15 protein-coding genes and 1 pseudogene are annotated in these 16,281 nt (G+C 70.1%); 1 reads left to right on the forward strand and 15 read right to left on the reverse strand.

Annotated elements, in window-relative coordinates:
* Positions 1–31 precede the first annotated feature (31 nt).
* The 11 genes from AB0C03_RS23330 to glyA form a co-directional block, all read right to left on the reverse strand.
* Positions 32–1,174 (reverse strand): LCP family protein, encoded by a 1,143-nt coding sequence (locus AB0C03_RS23330; protein WP_357638810.1) that lies wholly within the window; start codon positions 1,172–1,174, stop codon positions 32–34.
* A 224-nt stretch (positions 1,175–1,398) separates the two neighbouring features.
* Positions 1,399–2,835, reverse strand: coding sequence for a F0F1 ATP synthase subunit beta (atpD, locus tag AB0C03_RS23335; protein WP_030333183.1), 1,437 nt, complete (start codon positions 2,833–2,835; stop codon positions 1,399–1,401).
* A complete protein-coding gene (locus AB0C03_RS23340; protein ID WP_030333181.1) occupies positions 2,835–3,764 on the reverse strand; it encodes a F0F1 ATP synthase subunit gamma in 930 nt (309 codons plus the stop codon). The genes atpD and AB0C03_RS23340 overlap by 1 nt, the downstream gene beginning before the upstream one ends.
* Before the next feature lie 4 nt (positions 3,765–3,768).
* Complete coding sequence (gene atpA, locus AB0C03_RS23345) at positions 3,769–5,421, reverse strand: F0F1 ATP synthase subunit alpha (RefSeq protein WP_030333179.1); 1,653 nt, start codon at positions 5,419–5,421, stop codon at positions 3,769–3,771.
* 141 nt (positions 5,422–5,562) lie between these two features.
* On the reverse strand, positions 5,563–6,384 hold the full coding sequence (locus AB0C03_RS23350; RefSeq protein WP_357638813.1) for a F0F1 ATP synthase subunit delta: 822 nt from the start codon (positions 6,382–6,384) through the stop codon (positions 5,563–5,565).
* A complete protein-coding gene (locus AB0C03_RS23355; protein WP_030333175.1) occupies positions 6,384–6,923 on the reverse strand; it encodes a F0F1 ATP synthase subunit B in 540 nt (179 codons plus the stop codon). Before AB0C03_RS23355 ends, AB0C03_RS23350 begins: the two co-directional genes overlap by 1 nt.
* A 26-nt stretch (positions 6,924–6,949) precedes the next feature.
* Positions 6,950–7,192, reverse strand: coding sequence for an ATP synthase subunit C-like protein (locus AB0C03_RS23360; RefSeq protein WP_030333173.1), 243 nt, complete (start codon positions 7,190–7,192; stop codon positions 6,950–6,952).
* A gap of 66 nt (positions 7,193–7,258) precedes the next feature.
* On the reverse strand, positions 7,259–8,053 hold the full coding sequence (atpB, locus tag AB0C03_RS23365; protein ID WP_030333171.1) for a F0F1 ATP synthase subunit A: 795 nt from the start codon (positions 8,051–8,053) through the stop codon (positions 7,259–7,261).
* 11 nt (positions 8,054–8,064) lie between these two features.
* A complete protein-coding gene (locus AB0C03_RS23370) occupies positions 8,065–8,301 on the reverse strand; it encodes an AtpZ/AtpI family protein (RefSeq protein ID WP_030333169.1) in 237 nt (78 codons plus the stop codon).
* Positions 8,302–8,482: 181 nt separating this feature from the next.
* Positions 8,483–8,908, reverse strand: coding sequence for a hypothetical protein (locus tag AB0C03_RS23375; protein ID WP_030333167.1), 426 nt, complete (start codon positions 8,906–8,908; stop codon positions 8,483–8,485).
* On the reverse strand, positions 8,901–10,190 hold the full coding sequence (gene glyA / locus AB0C03_RS23380) for a serine hydroxymethyltransferase (RefSeq protein WP_030333165.1): 1,290 nt from the start codon (positions 10,188–10,190) through the stop codon (positions 8,901–8,903). The genes AB0C03_RS23375 and glyA overlap by 8 nt, the downstream gene beginning before the upstream one ends.
* A gap of 35 nt (positions 10,191–10,225) precedes the next feature.
* On the opposite strand from glyA, the gene AB0C03_RS23385 reads away from it, so the two are divergent.
* Entirely contained in the window at positions 10,226–11,689 is a 1,464-nt protein-coding gene (locus tag AB0C03_RS23385) for an SDR family oxidoreductase (protein ID WP_030333163.1), read from the forward strand.
* A 121-nt stretch (positions 11,690–11,810) separates the two neighbouring features.
* On the opposite strand, the gene AB0C03_RS23390 is transcribed toward AB0C03_RS23385, so the two are convergent.
* The 4 genes and pseudogenes from AB0C03_RS23390 to prmC form a co-directional block, all read right to left on the reverse strand.
* Positions 11,811–13,922 (reverse strand): transglycosylase domain-containing protein, encoded by a 2,112-nt coding sequence (locus AB0C03_RS23390; protein ID WP_030333161.1) that lies wholly within the window; start codon positions 13,920–13,922, stop codon positions 11,811–11,813.
* A 129-nt stretch (positions 13,923–14,051) separates the two neighbouring features.
* Positions 14,052–14,663 carry an arsenate reductase/protein-tyrosine-phosphatase family protein gene (locus AB0C03_RS23395; protein WP_030333159.1) on the reverse strand — a complete coding sequence of 204 codons (612 nt, stop codon included), beginning with the start codon at positions 14,661–14,663 and terminating at the stop codon, positions 14,052–14,054.
* Positions 14,664–15,378, reverse strand: a pseudogene (locus AB0C03_RS23400) (L-threonylcarbamoyladenylate synthase). It lies immediately after the preceding gene.
* Positions 15,344–16,258 carry a peptide chain release factor N(5)-glutamine methyltransferase gene (prmC, locus tag AB0C03_RS23405; protein ID WP_030333155.1) on the reverse strand — a complete coding sequence of 305 codons (915 nt, stop codon included), beginning with the start codon at positions 16,256–16,258 and terminating at the stop codon, positions 15,344–15,346. Before prmC ends, AB0C03_RS23400 begins: the two are co-directional and overlap by 35 nt.
* Between the last annotated feature and the right edge of the window lie 23 nt (positions 16,259–16,281).

Consider the following 16,281-nt stretch of genomic DNA (forward strand, 5'->3'; position numbering starts at 1 on the left):
CCCAACGCGGGTGGGGACAACGACGCCGGGACTACTTGGCCTTGTTGACGAATTCCGGGTGCTCGAGCAGGAACGGGTCGAGTTGCTCGTTGTGCAGGGCGGTGAAGAAGTCCGGGACCCCTTCCTTGAACTGCTCACCCAGGTACTTCTTACCGTCGAAGACGCCACCACCGGGCAGCTTGATCATCTCGATGGTGTTCGGGCGGATGTCCTTCAGGGCGATCCCGAAGTCGACCACGCTGTTTCCCCGACCGTTGAAGATCAGCGACTGCCCGGCGGCGCGGAGCACCTTGTCCAGCTTGATGGGATTGGACACCACGTCGGCGCTGAACGCCTGGCCGACCATGGCCTTGACGAACTGCTGCTGGTGGCGCTGCCGCCCGTAGTCGGAGTCCGGAACGCCGTTCTTCGGGTAGCGCTGCCGGACGTAGTCCAACGCCTGCCACCCACTCAGGTGCTGGTTGCCCTTCTTGTAGACCGCCTGCGGGCCGACGTAGCCCTCACCACGGGTGTTGCCCGGACGCGGCGTGCCGTCCGGCTTCTTGTGCTCGGACCTCACGTCGCGCTCGATGTACATGTCGACGCCACCCATGGCGTCGACGATCTTCTGGAAGCCGGTGAAGTTGATGATCGCGCCAGCGTCGAAGCGCTTGATGCCGGTCACCTTCTGCACTGTGGTGGCCAGCAGCTCGAAACCCCGTGCCGCGTCGGGGTTGGCCCCCGGCACCCTGCTGCCGAACGACATGGCAGCGTTGATCTTCGTGGTCTCGCCCGGGAACTCGGCCTTCTTGAACGCTGGGATCTGCACGTAGAGGTCGCGCGGCAGCGAGAACAGGTAGGCCCGGTCCATCGACGCCGGCACGTGCAGCACCATGATCGAGTCGGCCAGTGGCGCGGCCGTCGGCGTACGCGGGTCGATGCCGACGAGCAGGATGTTGAGCGGACCCTTGATCTCGCTCTTCTTCGCCTGGGCACCCGCCGCCTGGTCGCCGAACAGGTCGGCCTTGCCGACGGCCCCCTCGTAGCGGGCCATGAGCACCTCGGTGCCAACCAGCACCGCACCGCTGAGCACTGTCAGCACGGCGCCGAACACCGTGCAGATCCTGGCCCACCGTGGCACACCTCGCCAGATGGACGGCTTGCGGCCACTCTTGCCGGCCTTACCCACGAGCATCTCCGTTCGTTACGCCCACGACGAGAAAGACGGGCGCACGTCCTCGAAAGGTTGCAAAGATCAACGCTCGTTCAGGTGAGCGCGCGGAACGAACCGTAGCTCGGCAGTCGCGGAAGTGCCGACCATGAGTAACGGACCGCGACGATGGTAGGACGCGAACATGAACAAAAGACTGCCCCGGCATTGCCGGGGCAGTCTTTTTGTTGCGGATCAGATGGGGCTGGTCAGCCCTTCATCAGCTCCTCAGCCTTCTTCTCCAGGTCGTCGAGACCGCCGCACATGAAGAACGCCTGCTCGGGGAAGTGATCGTACTCACCCTCGCTGATCTTGCGGAACGCCTCGATGGTCTCCTTGATCGGGACCGTCGAGCCCGGCACGCCGGTGAACTGCTCCGCCGCGTACGTGTTCTGCGACAGGAAGCGCTCGATCCGCCGGGCCCGGGCCACGGTGATCTTGTCTTCCTCGGAGAGCTCCTCGATACCGAGGATGGCGATGATGTCCTGCAGGTCCTTGTAGCGCTGCAGGATCCGCTTCACCTCGGTGGCGACCTGGAAGTGCTCCTGGCCGACGAACTCCGGGGCGAGGATCCGGGACGAGGACGCCAGCGGGTCCACTGCCGGGTAGATGCCCTTGTCGGAGATCGACCGCTCCAGGTTGGTGGTCGCGTCCAGGTGGGCGAACGTGGTGGCCGGGGCGGGGTCGGTGTAGTCGTCCGCCGGCACGTAGATCGCCTGCATCGAGGTGATGGCCTGGCCCCGGACGGAGGTGATCCGCTCCTGGAGCTCGCCCATCTCGTCGGCCAGGGTCGGCTGGTAACCGACGGCGCTCGGCATCCGGCCGAGCAGGGTGGACACCTCCGAACCGGCCTGGGTGAAGCGGAAGATGTTGTCGATGAAGAGCAGCACCTCCTGCTTCTTCACGTCCCGGAAGTACTCCGCCATGGTCAGCGCGGAGAGCGCCACCCGCAGACGGGTGCCCGGCGGCTCGTCCATCTGGCCGTAGACCAGCGCGGTCTTGTCGATGACGCCGGACTCGGTCATCTCGGCGATGAGGTCGTTGCCCTCACGGGTGCGCTCACCCACGCCGGCGAAGACCGAGGTACCACCGAAGTTACGGGCAACACGGGTGATCATCTCCTGGATGAGCACCGTCTTGCCCACGCCCGCGCCGCCGAACAGGCCGATCTTGCCGCCCTTGACGTACGGGGCGAGCAGGTCGATCACCTTGATGCCGGTCTCCAGCATCTCGGTCTTCGGCTCCAGGTCCGCGAAGGCCGGGGCCTTGCGGTGGATACCCCAGCGGTCGTCCGGGGTGAGGGTCTCGCCCTCCTTGAGGTTGAGCACCTCGCCGATCGCGTTGAACACGTGGCCCTTGACCGCGTCGCCCACCGGAACGGTGATCGGCTCGCCGCGGTCACGAACCTCCGCGCCGCGGACCAGGCCGTCCGTCGGCTGCATCGAGATGGCGCGGACCAGGTTGTCACCCAGGTGCTGGGCGACCTCCAGGGTCAGCGTCTTCTCACCGCCGGACAGGTCCACGGTGACGTTCAGGGCGTTGAACAGGGCAGGCATGGCGTCGCGCGGGAACTCGGCGTCGACGACCGGGCCGATGACCCGGACCACGCGACCCGTGGCCGTCTTGGTCTCTACTGGGGCAGTCATCACACTTCACTTCCCGACGCGGCCAGCGCGTTGGCGCCGCCGACGATCTCGCTGATCTCCTGGGTGATCCCGGCCTGGCGAGCCGAGTTCATCTCACGCGTGTACTTCTCGATCATGTCTTCGGCGTTGTCGGTGGCGCTCTTCATCGCCCGCCGCCGTGCCGCCGACTCACTCGCCGCCGACTCGATCAACGCCGCGTAGATCCGCGTGTTGATGTACCTCGGCAGGAGCGCGTCGAGCAGCGCCTCCGCCTCCGGCTCGAACTCGTACGCCGGCAGCAGCCCCTCGGAGCGCGGCCGGTCCTCCACCTGCATCGGACCAATGATCTTGGTAACCGGGTTCTGCGTCATGAGCGAGTGGAACTCGGTGTAGACGATGTGCAACTCGTCGACGCCGAGCACCCCGTCCGCACCGGCACCGCCGTCGACGTCGTCCGCACCGGCGGTGAACGCCTTGATCAGCGTCTCACCCACGGCGCGGGCGTCCTCGAACGACGGCTGTTCGCTGAACCCGGTCCAGTTCGCCTCGATCGGCCGGTCGCGGAACCGGTAGAACCCGACGCCCTTACGCCCGATGACGTAGAGCACGGGCTCCTTGCCGTCCGCCTTGAGGCGTGCGATCAGCGACTCGGCCATCCTGATCGCGTTGGAGCTGTAACCACCGGCCAGGCCACGGTCGCTGGTGACCAACAGGACGCCGGCCCGCCGCACCCGCTCGCGCGGGGTGAGCAGCGGGTGGTCGATCCGCGCGTTGGACGCCAGCGCCGTGAGCACACCGGTGATGGCCTGGGCGTACGGCAGGGACGCCTGCACCCGGGCCTGAGCCTTGGCGATCCGGCTCGTCGCCACGAGCTCCATCGCCTTGGTGATCTTCTTCATCGACTTCGCCGAGCGGATCCGTTGACGAAGAACGCGTACCTGGGCCGCCATCAGATCAGCTCTCGGCCGGGCGGTCGGTCGCGCCGTCGCGGAAGCGGGTCACCGTCTCGCGGTTCTCGTCGCCCTCAAGCGGGGCGGCCGGCGCGTCGTTGACCCGACGCTCCTCGTCCTTGTTGAGGAAGACCTGCTTGAACTCGGTGATCGCCGTGTCCAGCGAGCTGACGATGTCGTCGCCCCACTGGTTGTCGGCGATCCCGGCCAGCACACCCTCGTGCTTGTGCCGCAGGTACTGGAGGAACTCGGCCTCGAAGCGCCGGATGTCACCCACCGGGATGTCGTCCAGCTTGCCCTCGGTGCCGGCCCAGACCGAGACGACCTCTTCCTGCACCGGGTACGGCGAGTAGTTCGGCTGCTTGAGCAGCTCGACCAGCCGGACACCGCGGTCCAGCTGGGCCCGGGAGGCCCTGTCCAGGTCGGAGGCGAAGGCGGCGAACGCCTCCAGCTCGCGGTACTGGGCCAGGTTGAGCCGCAGCGAGCCGGCGACCTTGCGCATCGGCTTCACCTGGGCGGCGCCGCCGACCCGGGAGACCGAGGTGCCGACGTTGATCGCCGGACGAACGCCCTGGTTGAACAGGTCGGTCTCCAGGAAGATCTGGCCGTCGGTGATCGAGATGACGTTGGTCGGGATGAAGGCCGAGATGTCGTTGGCCTTCGTCTCGATGATCGGCAGACCGGTCATCGAGCCGCCACCCAGCTCGTCGGAGAGCTTCGCGCAGCGCTCCAGCAGGCGGGAGTGCAGGTAGAAGACGTCACCCGGGTACGCCTCACGGCCCGGCGGGCGACGCAGCAGCAGCGACACGGCCCGGTACGCCTCGGCCTGCTTGCTCAGGTCGTCGAAGACGATCAGGACGTGCTTGCCGCCGTACATCCAGTGCTGTCCGATGGACGAGCCGGTGTACGGGGCGAGGTACTTGAAGCCGGCCGGGTCGGACGCCGGCGAGGCGACGATGGTGGTGTATTCCAGCGCGCCCGCCTCCTCCAGCTGCCCCTTGATCGAGGCGATGGTGGAGGCCTTCTGGCCGATGGCGACGTAGATGCAGCGAACCTGCTTCTTCGGGTCGCCGGTGCGCCAGTTGTCGCGCTGGTTGAGGATGGCGTCCAGGGCGACGGTGGTCTTGCCCGTCTTCCGGTCACCGATGATCAGCTGCCGCTGGCCCCGACCGATCGGGGTCATCGCGTCGATCGCCTTGATGCCGGTCTGCAGCGGCTCGAACACCGACTGCCGGGACATCACGTTCGGAGCCTGCAGCTCCAGCTCGCGGTAGCCCTCGTCGGCGATGTCGCCGAGCCCGTCGATCGGCTGGCCGAGCGCGTTGACCACGCGGCCGAGGAAGGCGTCACCGACCGGAACCGAGAGCACCCGGTTGGTGCGCTTGACCCGCTGCCCCTCCTCCAGCTTGGCGGAGTCACCGAGGACGACGACGCCGATCTCCCGCACGTCGAGGTTCAACGCCACGCCGAGCGTGCCGTCCTCGAACTCCAGGAGCTCGTTGGTCTTGGTCGAGGGCAGGCCCTCGACGTGGGCGATGCCGTCACCGGTGTCGGCGACGGTGCCGACCTCCTCGCGGGAGACGTCGGACGTGTAGGAGGAGACGTAGCGCTCCAGGGCGCCGCGGATCTCCTCCGTCGAGATGGTCAGCTCGGCCATCCTCTGCTTCCTTAAAATTCAGGGGCCCGGGATACCTAGTACCAACCGGTCCGAATGGCGTCTGTCAATCCGGGCGCTGGGCGGCGAAGCCGCTCAGTCGCTGGGCGGCTGAGCCGCTCAGCCGCGGGGCGGCGAAGCCGTTCAGCGCTTCGCGAGCGCGTTGCGGGTCTCGTTGAGGCGGCGCAGGATGGTGCCGTCGTACAGGTCGGAGCCGACCCGGACGCTCACGCCACCGAGGACGGCGGGGTCGACCGTCTGCTTGACGGACACCTCTCGACCGTATATCGCGGTGAGGCTCGCACCCAGCCGACGCTCGTCCTCGTCACTCAACGGGGCCGCGACGGTCACGTACGCCACCTGCCGGTCACGCCGGTCGGCGGCCAGCTCGACCAGCCGGGTGAGCGCTCCGCTGAAGGAGCGTCCCCCGAACCCGCCGAGCGCCGCCTCGACGAGGCGGACGGTGACCGGACGGGCCTTGTCGGCGAGCAGCTCGCGGGCCAGGGTGGCCCGCTGCTCGATCGGGGCGACCGGGTCGGCGAGCGCGTTGCTCAGCGCCGGCTGACCGGCCACGACCTGGCCGAAGCGGAACAGCTCGTCCTCGACCTCGCCCAGCTCGCCGGCGGAGTCGGCGCTGGCGAGCAGCGCCTCCACGCCGAGGCGCTCGGTGCCGTCGAGCAACTCCGACGGTGCCGACCAACGGCCGGAGACCAGCGAGACGAGCAGGTCGAGCGCGTCGGCGCCGATCCGCCCACCCAGCATGTCGCCGAGCAGCGCGCCGCGGTCCGCACCGGAACGGGCCGGCTCGGACAGCGCCCGACGCAGCCGCGGCTCCCGCCGCAGCAGGGACGCCACGGAGAGGATGGCGTCGGCGGTGGAGGCCACCGCCGACGGCTCCGCGCCGCGGACGTACTCGTCGAGGCGCTCGGCCGCGATCTTGTACGACTCCCGGCTGGCGGCCTGCATCAGCGGGCCCCCGTGCTCTCGAGACCGCTCAGGAACCGGTCGACGGTGCCCTTGCGCCGTGCCTCGTCAGCGAGCGACTCGCCGACGATCTTGCTGGCCAGGTCCACCGCGATGGTGCCGACCTCCGCGCGCAGCTCGCGCACGATGGTGGCCCGCTCGGCGGCGAGCGCGTCCTTGCCGGCCTGGATGACCCGGTCGGACTCCTCCCGCGCCTTGGCGAGGATGTCCTGCCGGATGCCCTCGGCGTCGGCCCGCGCGTCGTCACGGATCTTGGCGGCGTCGGTCCGGGCCTCAGCGAGCTGGGCACGGTACTGCTCGAGCAGCTGGTTCGCCTCGGCCTGGGCGGCCTCGGCGCGCTTGATGCCGCCCTCGATCGCGTCGACCCGAGCCTGGAACGTCTGCTCCATGCGCGGGAAGACGAACTTCATCAACACGAAGCAGAGCACGGCGAAGGCCACCGAACCGACCACGACCTCCTGCCAGAGCGGGATGATCGGGTTGTGGGCGGACTCACCACCCTCAGCGGCGAGGAAGTACATGATTGCCTCCCGGTCTAGGGGCGGGATCAGGAAGCCGAACCGGCCCAGATGAAGCCGAAGGCGATGCCCAGCAGCGCCAGCGCCTCGATGACGGCGAAGCCGATCCAGACGTACGGCAGGGTCATCCGGGACGACTCCGGCTGGCGGGCGGTCGACTGGATGTAGGCGGCGAAGACCAGGCCGACGCCGATGCCGGGGCCGATGGCGGCGAGGCCGTAGCCGATGGCAGCGGTGCTACCGGTGACCTCGGCGAGAACGCTAGCGTCCATTGGTGTGGTTCCTCCTGGTTATCACGCGTGACTCTCACGCGGGACGACAACGGTTGGTGCGGTGGATCAGTGCTCGTCGGCGAGCGCGCCCTGCACGTAGCTGGCGGTGAGGACGGTGAAGACGTATGCCTGCAGGCAGATCACCAGGAACTCGAGGAAGGTGAGCGCGATGGTCATCACCCAGGAGAGCACCGAGACCGGAGCCAGCCAGGCGTTGGCGCTCAGCATCGCGAAACCGCCGAGCGTGAAGACCAGCAGGAGCATGTGACCGGCGAACATGTTCGCGAAGAGACGAACCGCGAGCGAGAACGGCCGGACGATGAAGGTCGAGAAGAGCTCGATCGGGATCAGCAGCGGCAGGATGTACCACGGTGCCGGCGGGATCAGCGAGTTCTTGAAGTATTTGACGAAGCCGTGCTTCTTGATGCCGATGTAGTTGAACAGCACGTAGCTGATGATCGCGAGGATCGCCGGGAAGGCGATGTGCGAGTTCGGCGAGATCTGGAAGAACGGGATGATCGCGAACGCGTTCGTCAGCAGCACGAAGCAGAACAGGGTCGTGAAGTACGGGGCGAACCGCACCCCCTGGTGACCGATCATGTCGACGGCGATGTTGTTGCGCACGAAGCCGTAGATCGACTCGGCGAACCACTGCTTCTTCGTCGGCACCAGCTGCGGGTTCCGGTAGGTCGCCAGGAAGAAGATGATCAGGACGCCGACCGCGATCCAGACCATCGCCGTGATCTTGGTGAACCAGATTGAGTCCTGACCCCAGGGCAGGATGCTGGGCAGGTAGAAGTCGTCCACCGTGGGTGGGAATCCCGCCTGGCCCGCTGCCAGAACGTTCGCCTGTCCGAACACCGCGTCCCTTCCTAAGTTGGCGTGCCGAGCCGGCGAACGACCAGGATGATCCCCCCGGCCATACCGAGCACGACTCCGATGCCGGTGGCGACGCCACCGGTGTCGAGCCACTGGTCAACCAACCAGCCGATGAAACCCCACACGAGCATGCCTCCGACGAGGTAGCTGAGCGCGGTCCAACCCTGACCGGCGCCGGACGGATAATCGTCCGGTTCACCGGCGGGACGGGGGGTTTGGTCACCAGCCATGACGGGGCGAACGATATCAGCCGGGAAGACGAGGCTGTGCCTCACCCCCCGCACAACCGTCGTTGTGTGGGCTTCTCGTGGGCGCCGTCGTCTGTGGGCACGCTACTCCCCTTCCGCCCGTCGGAAAATGACCGGAGGCCGACACATTGCGGCGCGTCCGAAAAGTGGGACGACCGTCAGGTCAGCTGTGCGCCCGACGAGCGTGCACCGTGGTCAGCCACCAGATGTGTACCGCCGTCCACACTGCCACCCCGGCGACGATGCCGAGGCAAAGCGGGATCAACCCGGACCAGCCGGTCGACGCCACCGCCACCAGGACCCCACCCAGCAGGCTGAACTTCAGCACGTACAGCCCCACGCCGAGCGGCAGCAGCAACTGCGGGTTGATCTGGTCGGCCCGGGCCAGCACCACAGTGGTCAGGGTGTAGCTGAACACCGTGACACCCACGCCGGCCGCCGCGCCGAGCGCCCCGGTCAGACCGCCGGTCACCCCGCCCACCAGCGCGGCGACCGCGGCCAGCACCGCCGACGCGGCCAGCAGCACCGGCAGGTGCCGCAGCCGCCACCGCCGGTCGGTGTCCGGCTCGACCACCCCGGGCTCAGCCACGGGGGTACGCCGGGAACGTCGCGACCAGCTCGGCCACCTCGGCGCCGAGCCGGGTCAGCTGGTCAGCCCCGCCCGGAGTGCCGGGATCGGTGCGCACCGCGCGGGCGATCATCGTCGCCACCTGGCGCAGCTCCCCCTCGCGCATCCCCTGCGTGGTCACGCTCGGTGTGCCGACCCGGATGCCGGAGGCCACCATCGGCGGCTGCGGGTCGTACGGGATCGCGTTCTTGTTCAGGGTGATCGAGGCGGCGTCGCAGCGACGCTCGGCCTCGGTGCCGGTCACCCCCAGCTCCCGCAGGTCGATCAGGGCGAGGTGGGTGTCGGTGCCACCGGACACCGGGCGCATCCCCTCGTCGGCCAGCCCGGCGGCGAGCGCCTGGGCGTTGCTGACCACCTGCCGGGCGTACGTCTGGAACTCGGGCTGGGCGGCCTCGCGCAGCGCGACCGCCTTGGCCGCGACCGCGTGCATCAGCGGGCCGCCCTGGGTGAACGGGAAGACCGCCTTGTCGATCCGCTGCGCCAACGACTCGCGGCACAGGATCATGCCGCCGCGCGGGCCACGCAGCACCTTGTGGGTGGTGGCGCAGACGACGTCGGCGTACGGCACCGGCGACGGGATCGCCCGGCCGGCGACCAGGCCGATGAAGTGCGCCGCGTCCACCATCAGGTACGCGCCGACCTCGTCGGCGATCTCCCGGAACCGGGCGAAGTCGATCAGGCGCGGGTAGGCGGTGGCCCCACAGATGATCAACTTCGGTCGGTGCGCCCGTGCCAGGTCCCGTACCTCGTCGTAGTCGATCAGCTCGGTGTCCGGCCGGACCGGATAGCCGACCGGGTGGAACCACTTGCCGGAGAAGTTCACCCGGCTGCCGTGGGTGAGGTGCCCGCCGTGCGGCAGGTCCATCGCCAGCACCGTGTCCCCCGGCTGCACCAGCGCGGCGTACGCGGCCAGGTTGGCGCTCGCCCCGGAGTGCGGCTGGAGGTTGGCGTGCTCGGCCCCGAAGAGCTCCTTGGCCCGGGCGATGCCGATCTCCTCCGCCCGGTCCACCTCGGCGCAGCCGCCGTAGTAGCGCCGGCCCGGGTAGCCCTCGGCGTACTTGTTGGTCAGCGTCGAACCGAGCGCCGCCAGCACCGCGGGCGAGGTCAGATTCTCGCTGGCGATCAGCTGCAGGCCGCCCCGCAACCGGTCCAACTCGCCGAGGACCACCCCGGCGATCTCCGGATCGGTGGCCCTGAGCTGGGCGAAATCCGGCCCCCAGAAGGTGCTCGTCTCGGTCTCCACAGCAAACGAGTCTAGGGGGCAGCAGACTGGGACCCGTGAGATGCCTCGTCACCGGAGCGACCGGCTACATCGGCGGGCGGCTGACGCCGCTGCTGCTCGCCAACGGGCACACCGTGCGCTGCCTCGCCCGTAAGGCGGTACGGCTGCGCGACGTCCCCTGGGCCTCGGCGGCCGAGATCGTCGAGGGCGACCTGAGCCGACCGGAGACGCTGGCCGCCGCGTTCGCCGACGTGGACGTCGCGTACTTCCTGGTGCACTCGCTGGGCCGGTCCGACTTCGAGGCGGCCGACCGGGCGGCGGCGACCAACTTCGCGGCGGCGGCGCGGGCGGCCGGCGTCCGGCGGATCGTCTACCTGGGCGGCCCGGAACCGGCCTCCGATGCTGAGGTGCCGTCCCCGCACCTGCGTTCCCGCGCAGAGGTGGGCCGGATCCTGCTGGCCAGCGGAGTGCCCACGGCGGTGCTCCGGGCCGCGGTGATCATCGGGTCCGGCTCGGCGTCGTTCGAGATGCTGCGCTACCTGACCGAGCGACTGCCCGTCATGGTCACTCCGCGTTGGGTGCACAACCGGATCCAACCGATAGCGGTCCGCGACGTGCTGCGCTACCTGGCCGGCTGCGCCGATCTGCCGGCCGAGGTCAACCGGGGCTTCGACGTCGGCGGGCCGGACGTGCTGACCTTCCGCGAGATGATGCAGCGCTACGCGCGGGTGGCCGAGCTGCGCCGACGCGTCATCGTGCCGGTCCGTCCGCTCACCCCGTCGCTCTCGTCGCACTGGGTCGGTCTGGTCACCCCGGTGCCGAACAAAATCGCCCGCCCGCTGGTGGAGAGCCTGATCCACGAGGCGGTCGCCCACGAACACGACATCGCCCGCTACGTCCCGGACCCGCCCGACGGCCTGACCGGGTTCGACCAGGCGGTGGCGCTGGCGCTGGCCAAGGTACGCGACGCCCAGGTGGAGACCCGCTGGTCGACGGCGAGCGGCCCGGACGCGCCCGCCGAGCCGCTGCCCAGCGACCCGGACTGGTCCGGCGGCACCGCCTACACCGACGTCCGGGAGCGGGTGGTGGACGCCCCACCGGCGGCGCTCTGGCGGGTCGTCGAGGGCGTCGGCGGCGAACACGGCTGGTACTCCTTCCCCCTCGCCTGGTCGATCCGGGGCTGGCTGGACCGGCTGGTCGGTGGGGTCGGGCTGCGGCGGGGTCGACGCGACCCGCACCGCCTCCAGGTCGGTGAGGCGCTGGACTTCTGGCGGGTCGAGGAGATCGTCCCGGGCGAGTTGCTGCGACTGCGTGCCGAGATGCGCCTGCCCGGCCGGGCCTGGCTGGAGATGCGGGTGCTACCCACCGACGACGGCCGCAGCCGCTACCAGCAACGCGCTGTCTTCCTGCCACGCGGCCTCGCCGGGCACGCCTACTGGGGATCGGTGGCCCCGTTCCACGCTGTGGTCTTCGGCGGAATGGCCCGCAACATCGCCCGCAACGCCGAACAACCCCGCTGACGTCGCCCGCCCCGCCCCCCTACCCGGCGATCTTGCACTTCCTGTCGTCGAATCACGAACTTTCGCGCCTTTTGTCTGGGCAGAAAGTGCAAGATCGCGGGGGTGACAGGTGCGGGGGGGGTTAGTTGCCGGCTTGGGGCTGGGTTTGGAAGGCCGTTCGCTCGCTCGGCGGGACGAAGTCGCGGACCGGTTCGTCGCGCAGGGCGTAGGACAGCACCGCACCGACCGCGTTCACCATCTGGGCCTGCACCGCCTGACCGACCGCGTCGCGGGGATCGTCCGGGTTGGCGGCCATCGAGGCGACCGCGAGCTGCGGCGTGAACGCCACCACCGTCTCCGTCTCGTACCGTTCCGAGCTGCCGGTCTTGCCGGCCACCGGGCGGCCGAGCTTCGCCCGCAGCCCCGGTGCGGTGGCACCGTCGCAGCGCCCGTACATCGACTGGTCCCCGACCGGGCAGCGAGCCGCGTCGGTGGCCGCCCGCGCCACGTCGGCGTCGAGCACCTGCCGGCAGTCCGGCTTGGCGGCGTCGACCGGCCGGCCGTTCGAGTCGGCGATCGAGACCACCGGCAGCGGCGCACACGAGGTCCCCTCGGCCGCCACCGTGGCGTACGCGCTGGCCAGGTCCAGCGGGGTGGTCGCGGCCACGCCCAGGGTGAACGGACCCCAGTCCTTCGCGCCGTAGCGGGCCAGCTCGGCGTCGGACTTGGCCCGCAGCACGATGCCGAGCCGCTCGGCCATCTCCACCACCCGGTCGGCACCAACCTTCTCGGTGAGCCAGGCGAAGTACGTGTTCACCGAGCGGCCGAACGCGCTCCACATGGTGCGGGGGCCGTCCATCGACGACGGGCTGGCGTTCGCCGGGCACCAGCGGCCGTCGCAACTCGCCGCCCCGGTCACCGGGAAGCGGGTGAGCAGCTGGGTCGGCGCCACGAACTCGGTCGACAGCGGCAGGCCGGACTCCAACGCCGCCAGCAGGGTGAAGAGCTTGAACGTCGAACCGCCCTGGTATCCCTCGATCGCGCCACCGCCGGCGATCAACTGGTTGACGGTGTTCGGGTGGTTCTTCTGCCCGACCGGGTTGTCCGCCACGCTGTACGCGCGGTTCACCGACATCGCCAGCACCCGCCCGGTGCCCGGTTGCACGACGGCGGTGGGCACCGCCTCGGCCCGGCTCATGGGATAGATCTTCAACACCTGCTCGGTGGTGGCCCGCTGCACTCCCGGGTCCAGCGACGAGACGATGGAGAACCCGCCCCGGCGCAGCGCGCGCTGCCGCTCGTCGGCGGTCGCCCCGAACGCGGACTGGCTGCTCCACCAGCGGGTGAACCAGTCGCAGAAGAAGCCCCAGTCGTTGTGCGCGTCGGGCACCCCGGTGCAGTCGTTCGGGGTCTCGCTGGGCCGCAGCTGCAGGGGTTCGGCGCGCGCCGCCGCTGCCGCGTCCGCCGGCACCTGCCCCGACTCCACCAGCCGTTCCAGGACGTACGACCGCCGGGCCACCGCGCTGTCGGCGTCGCCGTTGATCGGGTCGTCGCTGTCCGGCGAGCGCACCAGGCCGGCGAGCAGCGCCGCCTGGGCCAGGGTCAACTCGGCCGGGGACCGGGAGAAGTACCGCTTGCTGGCCGCCGCGATGCCGTACGCCCCGGCGCCGAAGTAGGCGATGTTGAGGTAGCGGGTCAGGATCTCGTCCTTGTCGAGCTCCCGTTCCAGGGCGAGCGCGTACCGCATCTCCTGGAGCTTGCGGACGGTGGTGAGTTCGGTGGCGGCTTCCCGTTGGGCCTCGGTGAGTCGGGGGTCGTTGCTGAGCACGTTGCGCACGTACTGCATGGTCAGCGTGGAGGCGCCCTGCCGGGTCTGGCCGTCGCGTTTGTTGACGGTGAACGCGCGCACCACGCCCCGCAGGTCGACCCCGCTGTGCTGGTAGAACCGGACGTCCTCGGCGGCCACTATCGCCTGGCGCATCACCGGGGCCACCTCGTGCAGTGGCACGTCCACCCGGTCCTCCTGGTAGAAGGAGGTGATCAGGGTGGTGCCGTCGTTGGCGTAGAGGTTGGACCGCTGCGCGGTGGGCGGCGTACGGAGTGTGTTCGGCAGCTCCGAGTACGGCGTCGACAGGGCGCTGAAGCCGATCCCGAAGACCAGGGCGACGGGCAGGGCGGCGGCGGCCAGCACCAGCCCGGCCAGCACGCCGGCGATCACCACGGTCAGCAGTTTGTCGAGTTGGGCCCGGATCATCAGCTCTCCCCGCAGGAGCCGGTCACGCTAGGACCCGTTCAGAATGACCCGGAACACCCCTTTAGCCCCGGGTTTTCCCCAAACCCGGAGGAAACTCGCACCACGCCCGGGCGGCAGCGCGCACCACGCTCAGGGCAGCAGTACGCCGGCCAGCGGGTGGACCGTCTCCTCGATCTCGTCGGCGACCCGGCTGAAGCACTGGTCGCCACGACCCCACGGGTCGTCCAGGTCATCGGTGGGCAGCGCCGAAGTACCCAGCCGCGCGTCGTGGGCCGCCGCCACCACTGCCACGCCCCGGGCGTACACGGCCTCCGGGGTGGCGTCGCCCGGCGGCAGCGCGGCGGCGTCCACCGCCGCCAGCAGCCGACTGAACTCGCCGAGCACGAACGTGCGGGCCGCCGCGTCCGGGCGGAGCGCCACCACGTACTCCTGCTGGTCGGCGGTGGCGGTCAGGACCAGGTCGGCGGCGTCGATGTGGTCCGAGCGCAGCTTGCGCGCCGCGAACCCGGCCACGTCCCCGCCACGGCCGGTGACCTGCCGTGCCGCCGGCGGGTTCATCTCCTCGCCCGCGTGCCAGCCACCCGTGCCGGCGCTGTGGCTGTGCACCAGCTCCTCGGCCTGGGCCGGGTCCTGCCCACGGCGGGTCAGGCGCTCCCGCACCGCCAGGGCGAGCAGCCGCTCCGCCATCGGCGAGCGGCAGATGTTGCCCATGCACACGTGCAGAACCGTGAACGGGGGCACTCAGACCGCCCGACCGTCGACGAGATCCGGAACCACGTCGCGCAGCTTCTCCAGAGGGATCGCCCCGGCCCGCAACAGCTGCGGCACCTCACCGGTCAGATCCACGATCGTGGAGGGCACCGGGTCCGGGCACGGCCCGGCCTCCAGATAGGCCCGCACCGAGTAGCTGAGCTGATCACGCGCCTCGTTGGCGGTGACAGCGGCCGGCTGGCCGGTCTTGTTCGCCGACGACACCGCCATCGGGCCGGTCTCGCGCAGCACCTCCAACGCCACCGGGTGCAGCGGCATCCGCACCGCCACCGTGCCGGTCTTGTCGCCCAGGTCCCACTGCAGGCTCGGCGAGTGCTCGACCACGATCGTCAACGCACCCGGCCAGAACGCCTCCACCAGGTCCCGGGCGGCGGTGGGCAGCGAGAAGACCAACCCGTCGAGGGTGTGCCGCGAGCCGATCAGCACCGGCGGCGGCATCTGCCGACCCCGGCCCTTGGCATCCAGCAGCGCCTTCACCGCGTACGGGGTGAACGCGTCCGCGCCGATCCCGTACACCGTGTCGGTCGGAAGAACAACCAGCTCGCCGTTCTTGACCGCCTCGATCGCCGCAGCGATGCCGCGGTCCCGATCGGCGGGCGACCGGCAGTCGTAGAGCATCACGAGGAGTCAGTCTGCCACGCCGCCCCGATCTAGGCCCGCTGGCCGTCCGCCCGTCGGGACGCAGTCGCGAAGCGGGGACGCCCGGTGAGGTCCGGATGCTCCGCCACGGCGGTGAAGCCGCCGTCCTCGGCGAGCAGCCCGGGCACCGCCACCCCGTGGGTGTCGTCGTGCTCGACGCCGAGCACGCCTCCAGGGCGCAACAGCACCGCCGCCCGGGCGACGACCGGCCGGATCACCACCAGACCGTCCGCGCCACCGAAGACCGCCTCCGCCGGGTCGTGCCCGGCCACCTCGGGCGGGACCACCACGTCGTCCGGCACGTACGGCGGGTTGCACAGCAGCACGTCCACCCGGCCCACCAGCTCGGCCAGCAGGTCCGGCGCGGTCACGTCGGCCTCGACCACCTCGATCGGCCGGTCCCCCGCGGCCGCCCGCTCCGCCGCGTTGCGCCGCAGCCAGGTCAGCGCCGCCGGGGACCGTTCCACAGCGATCACCCGCGCCGCCGGCAACTCCTGGGCCACCGCCAGGGCGATCGCGCCCGAGCCGCTGCACAGGTCCACCACCAGCGGCTCCGGCCGACCCTGGGCCTGCTCGATGCCCCAGCCGGCCAGCAGCTCGGTCTCCGGCCGGGGCACGAAGACACCCGGGCCGACCGACAGCTCCAGGTGCCGGAACCCGGCCCGACCGGTCAGGTGCTGCAACGGCTCACGCGCCGCGCGGCGGCGGGTCAGCTCGTCGAGCCGCACCAGCTGGTCGCCGCTGAGGTCGTCGGCGAGCGCCAGCCGGCCCCGGGGAACCCCCAGCACGTACGCCGCCAACAACTCGGCCTCCACCCGGGCGGAGCCGACCCCGGCGGCGGCGAGCGAGCGGGCCGCCCGGGCCACCGCGGCGGACGGCCGGACCGGGCCTGTCCCTTCGGGGGGGTGTTGCGGCAAAGTACTCACGACATAATCATGAAGCGTCGCGG

Origin of the sequence: Micromonospora parva (genome assembly GCF_040649675.1) — a bacterium.
Classification (GTDB): domain Bacteria; phylum Actinomycetota; class Actinomycetes; order Mycobacteriales; family Micromonosporaceae; genus Micromonospora; species Micromonospora parva.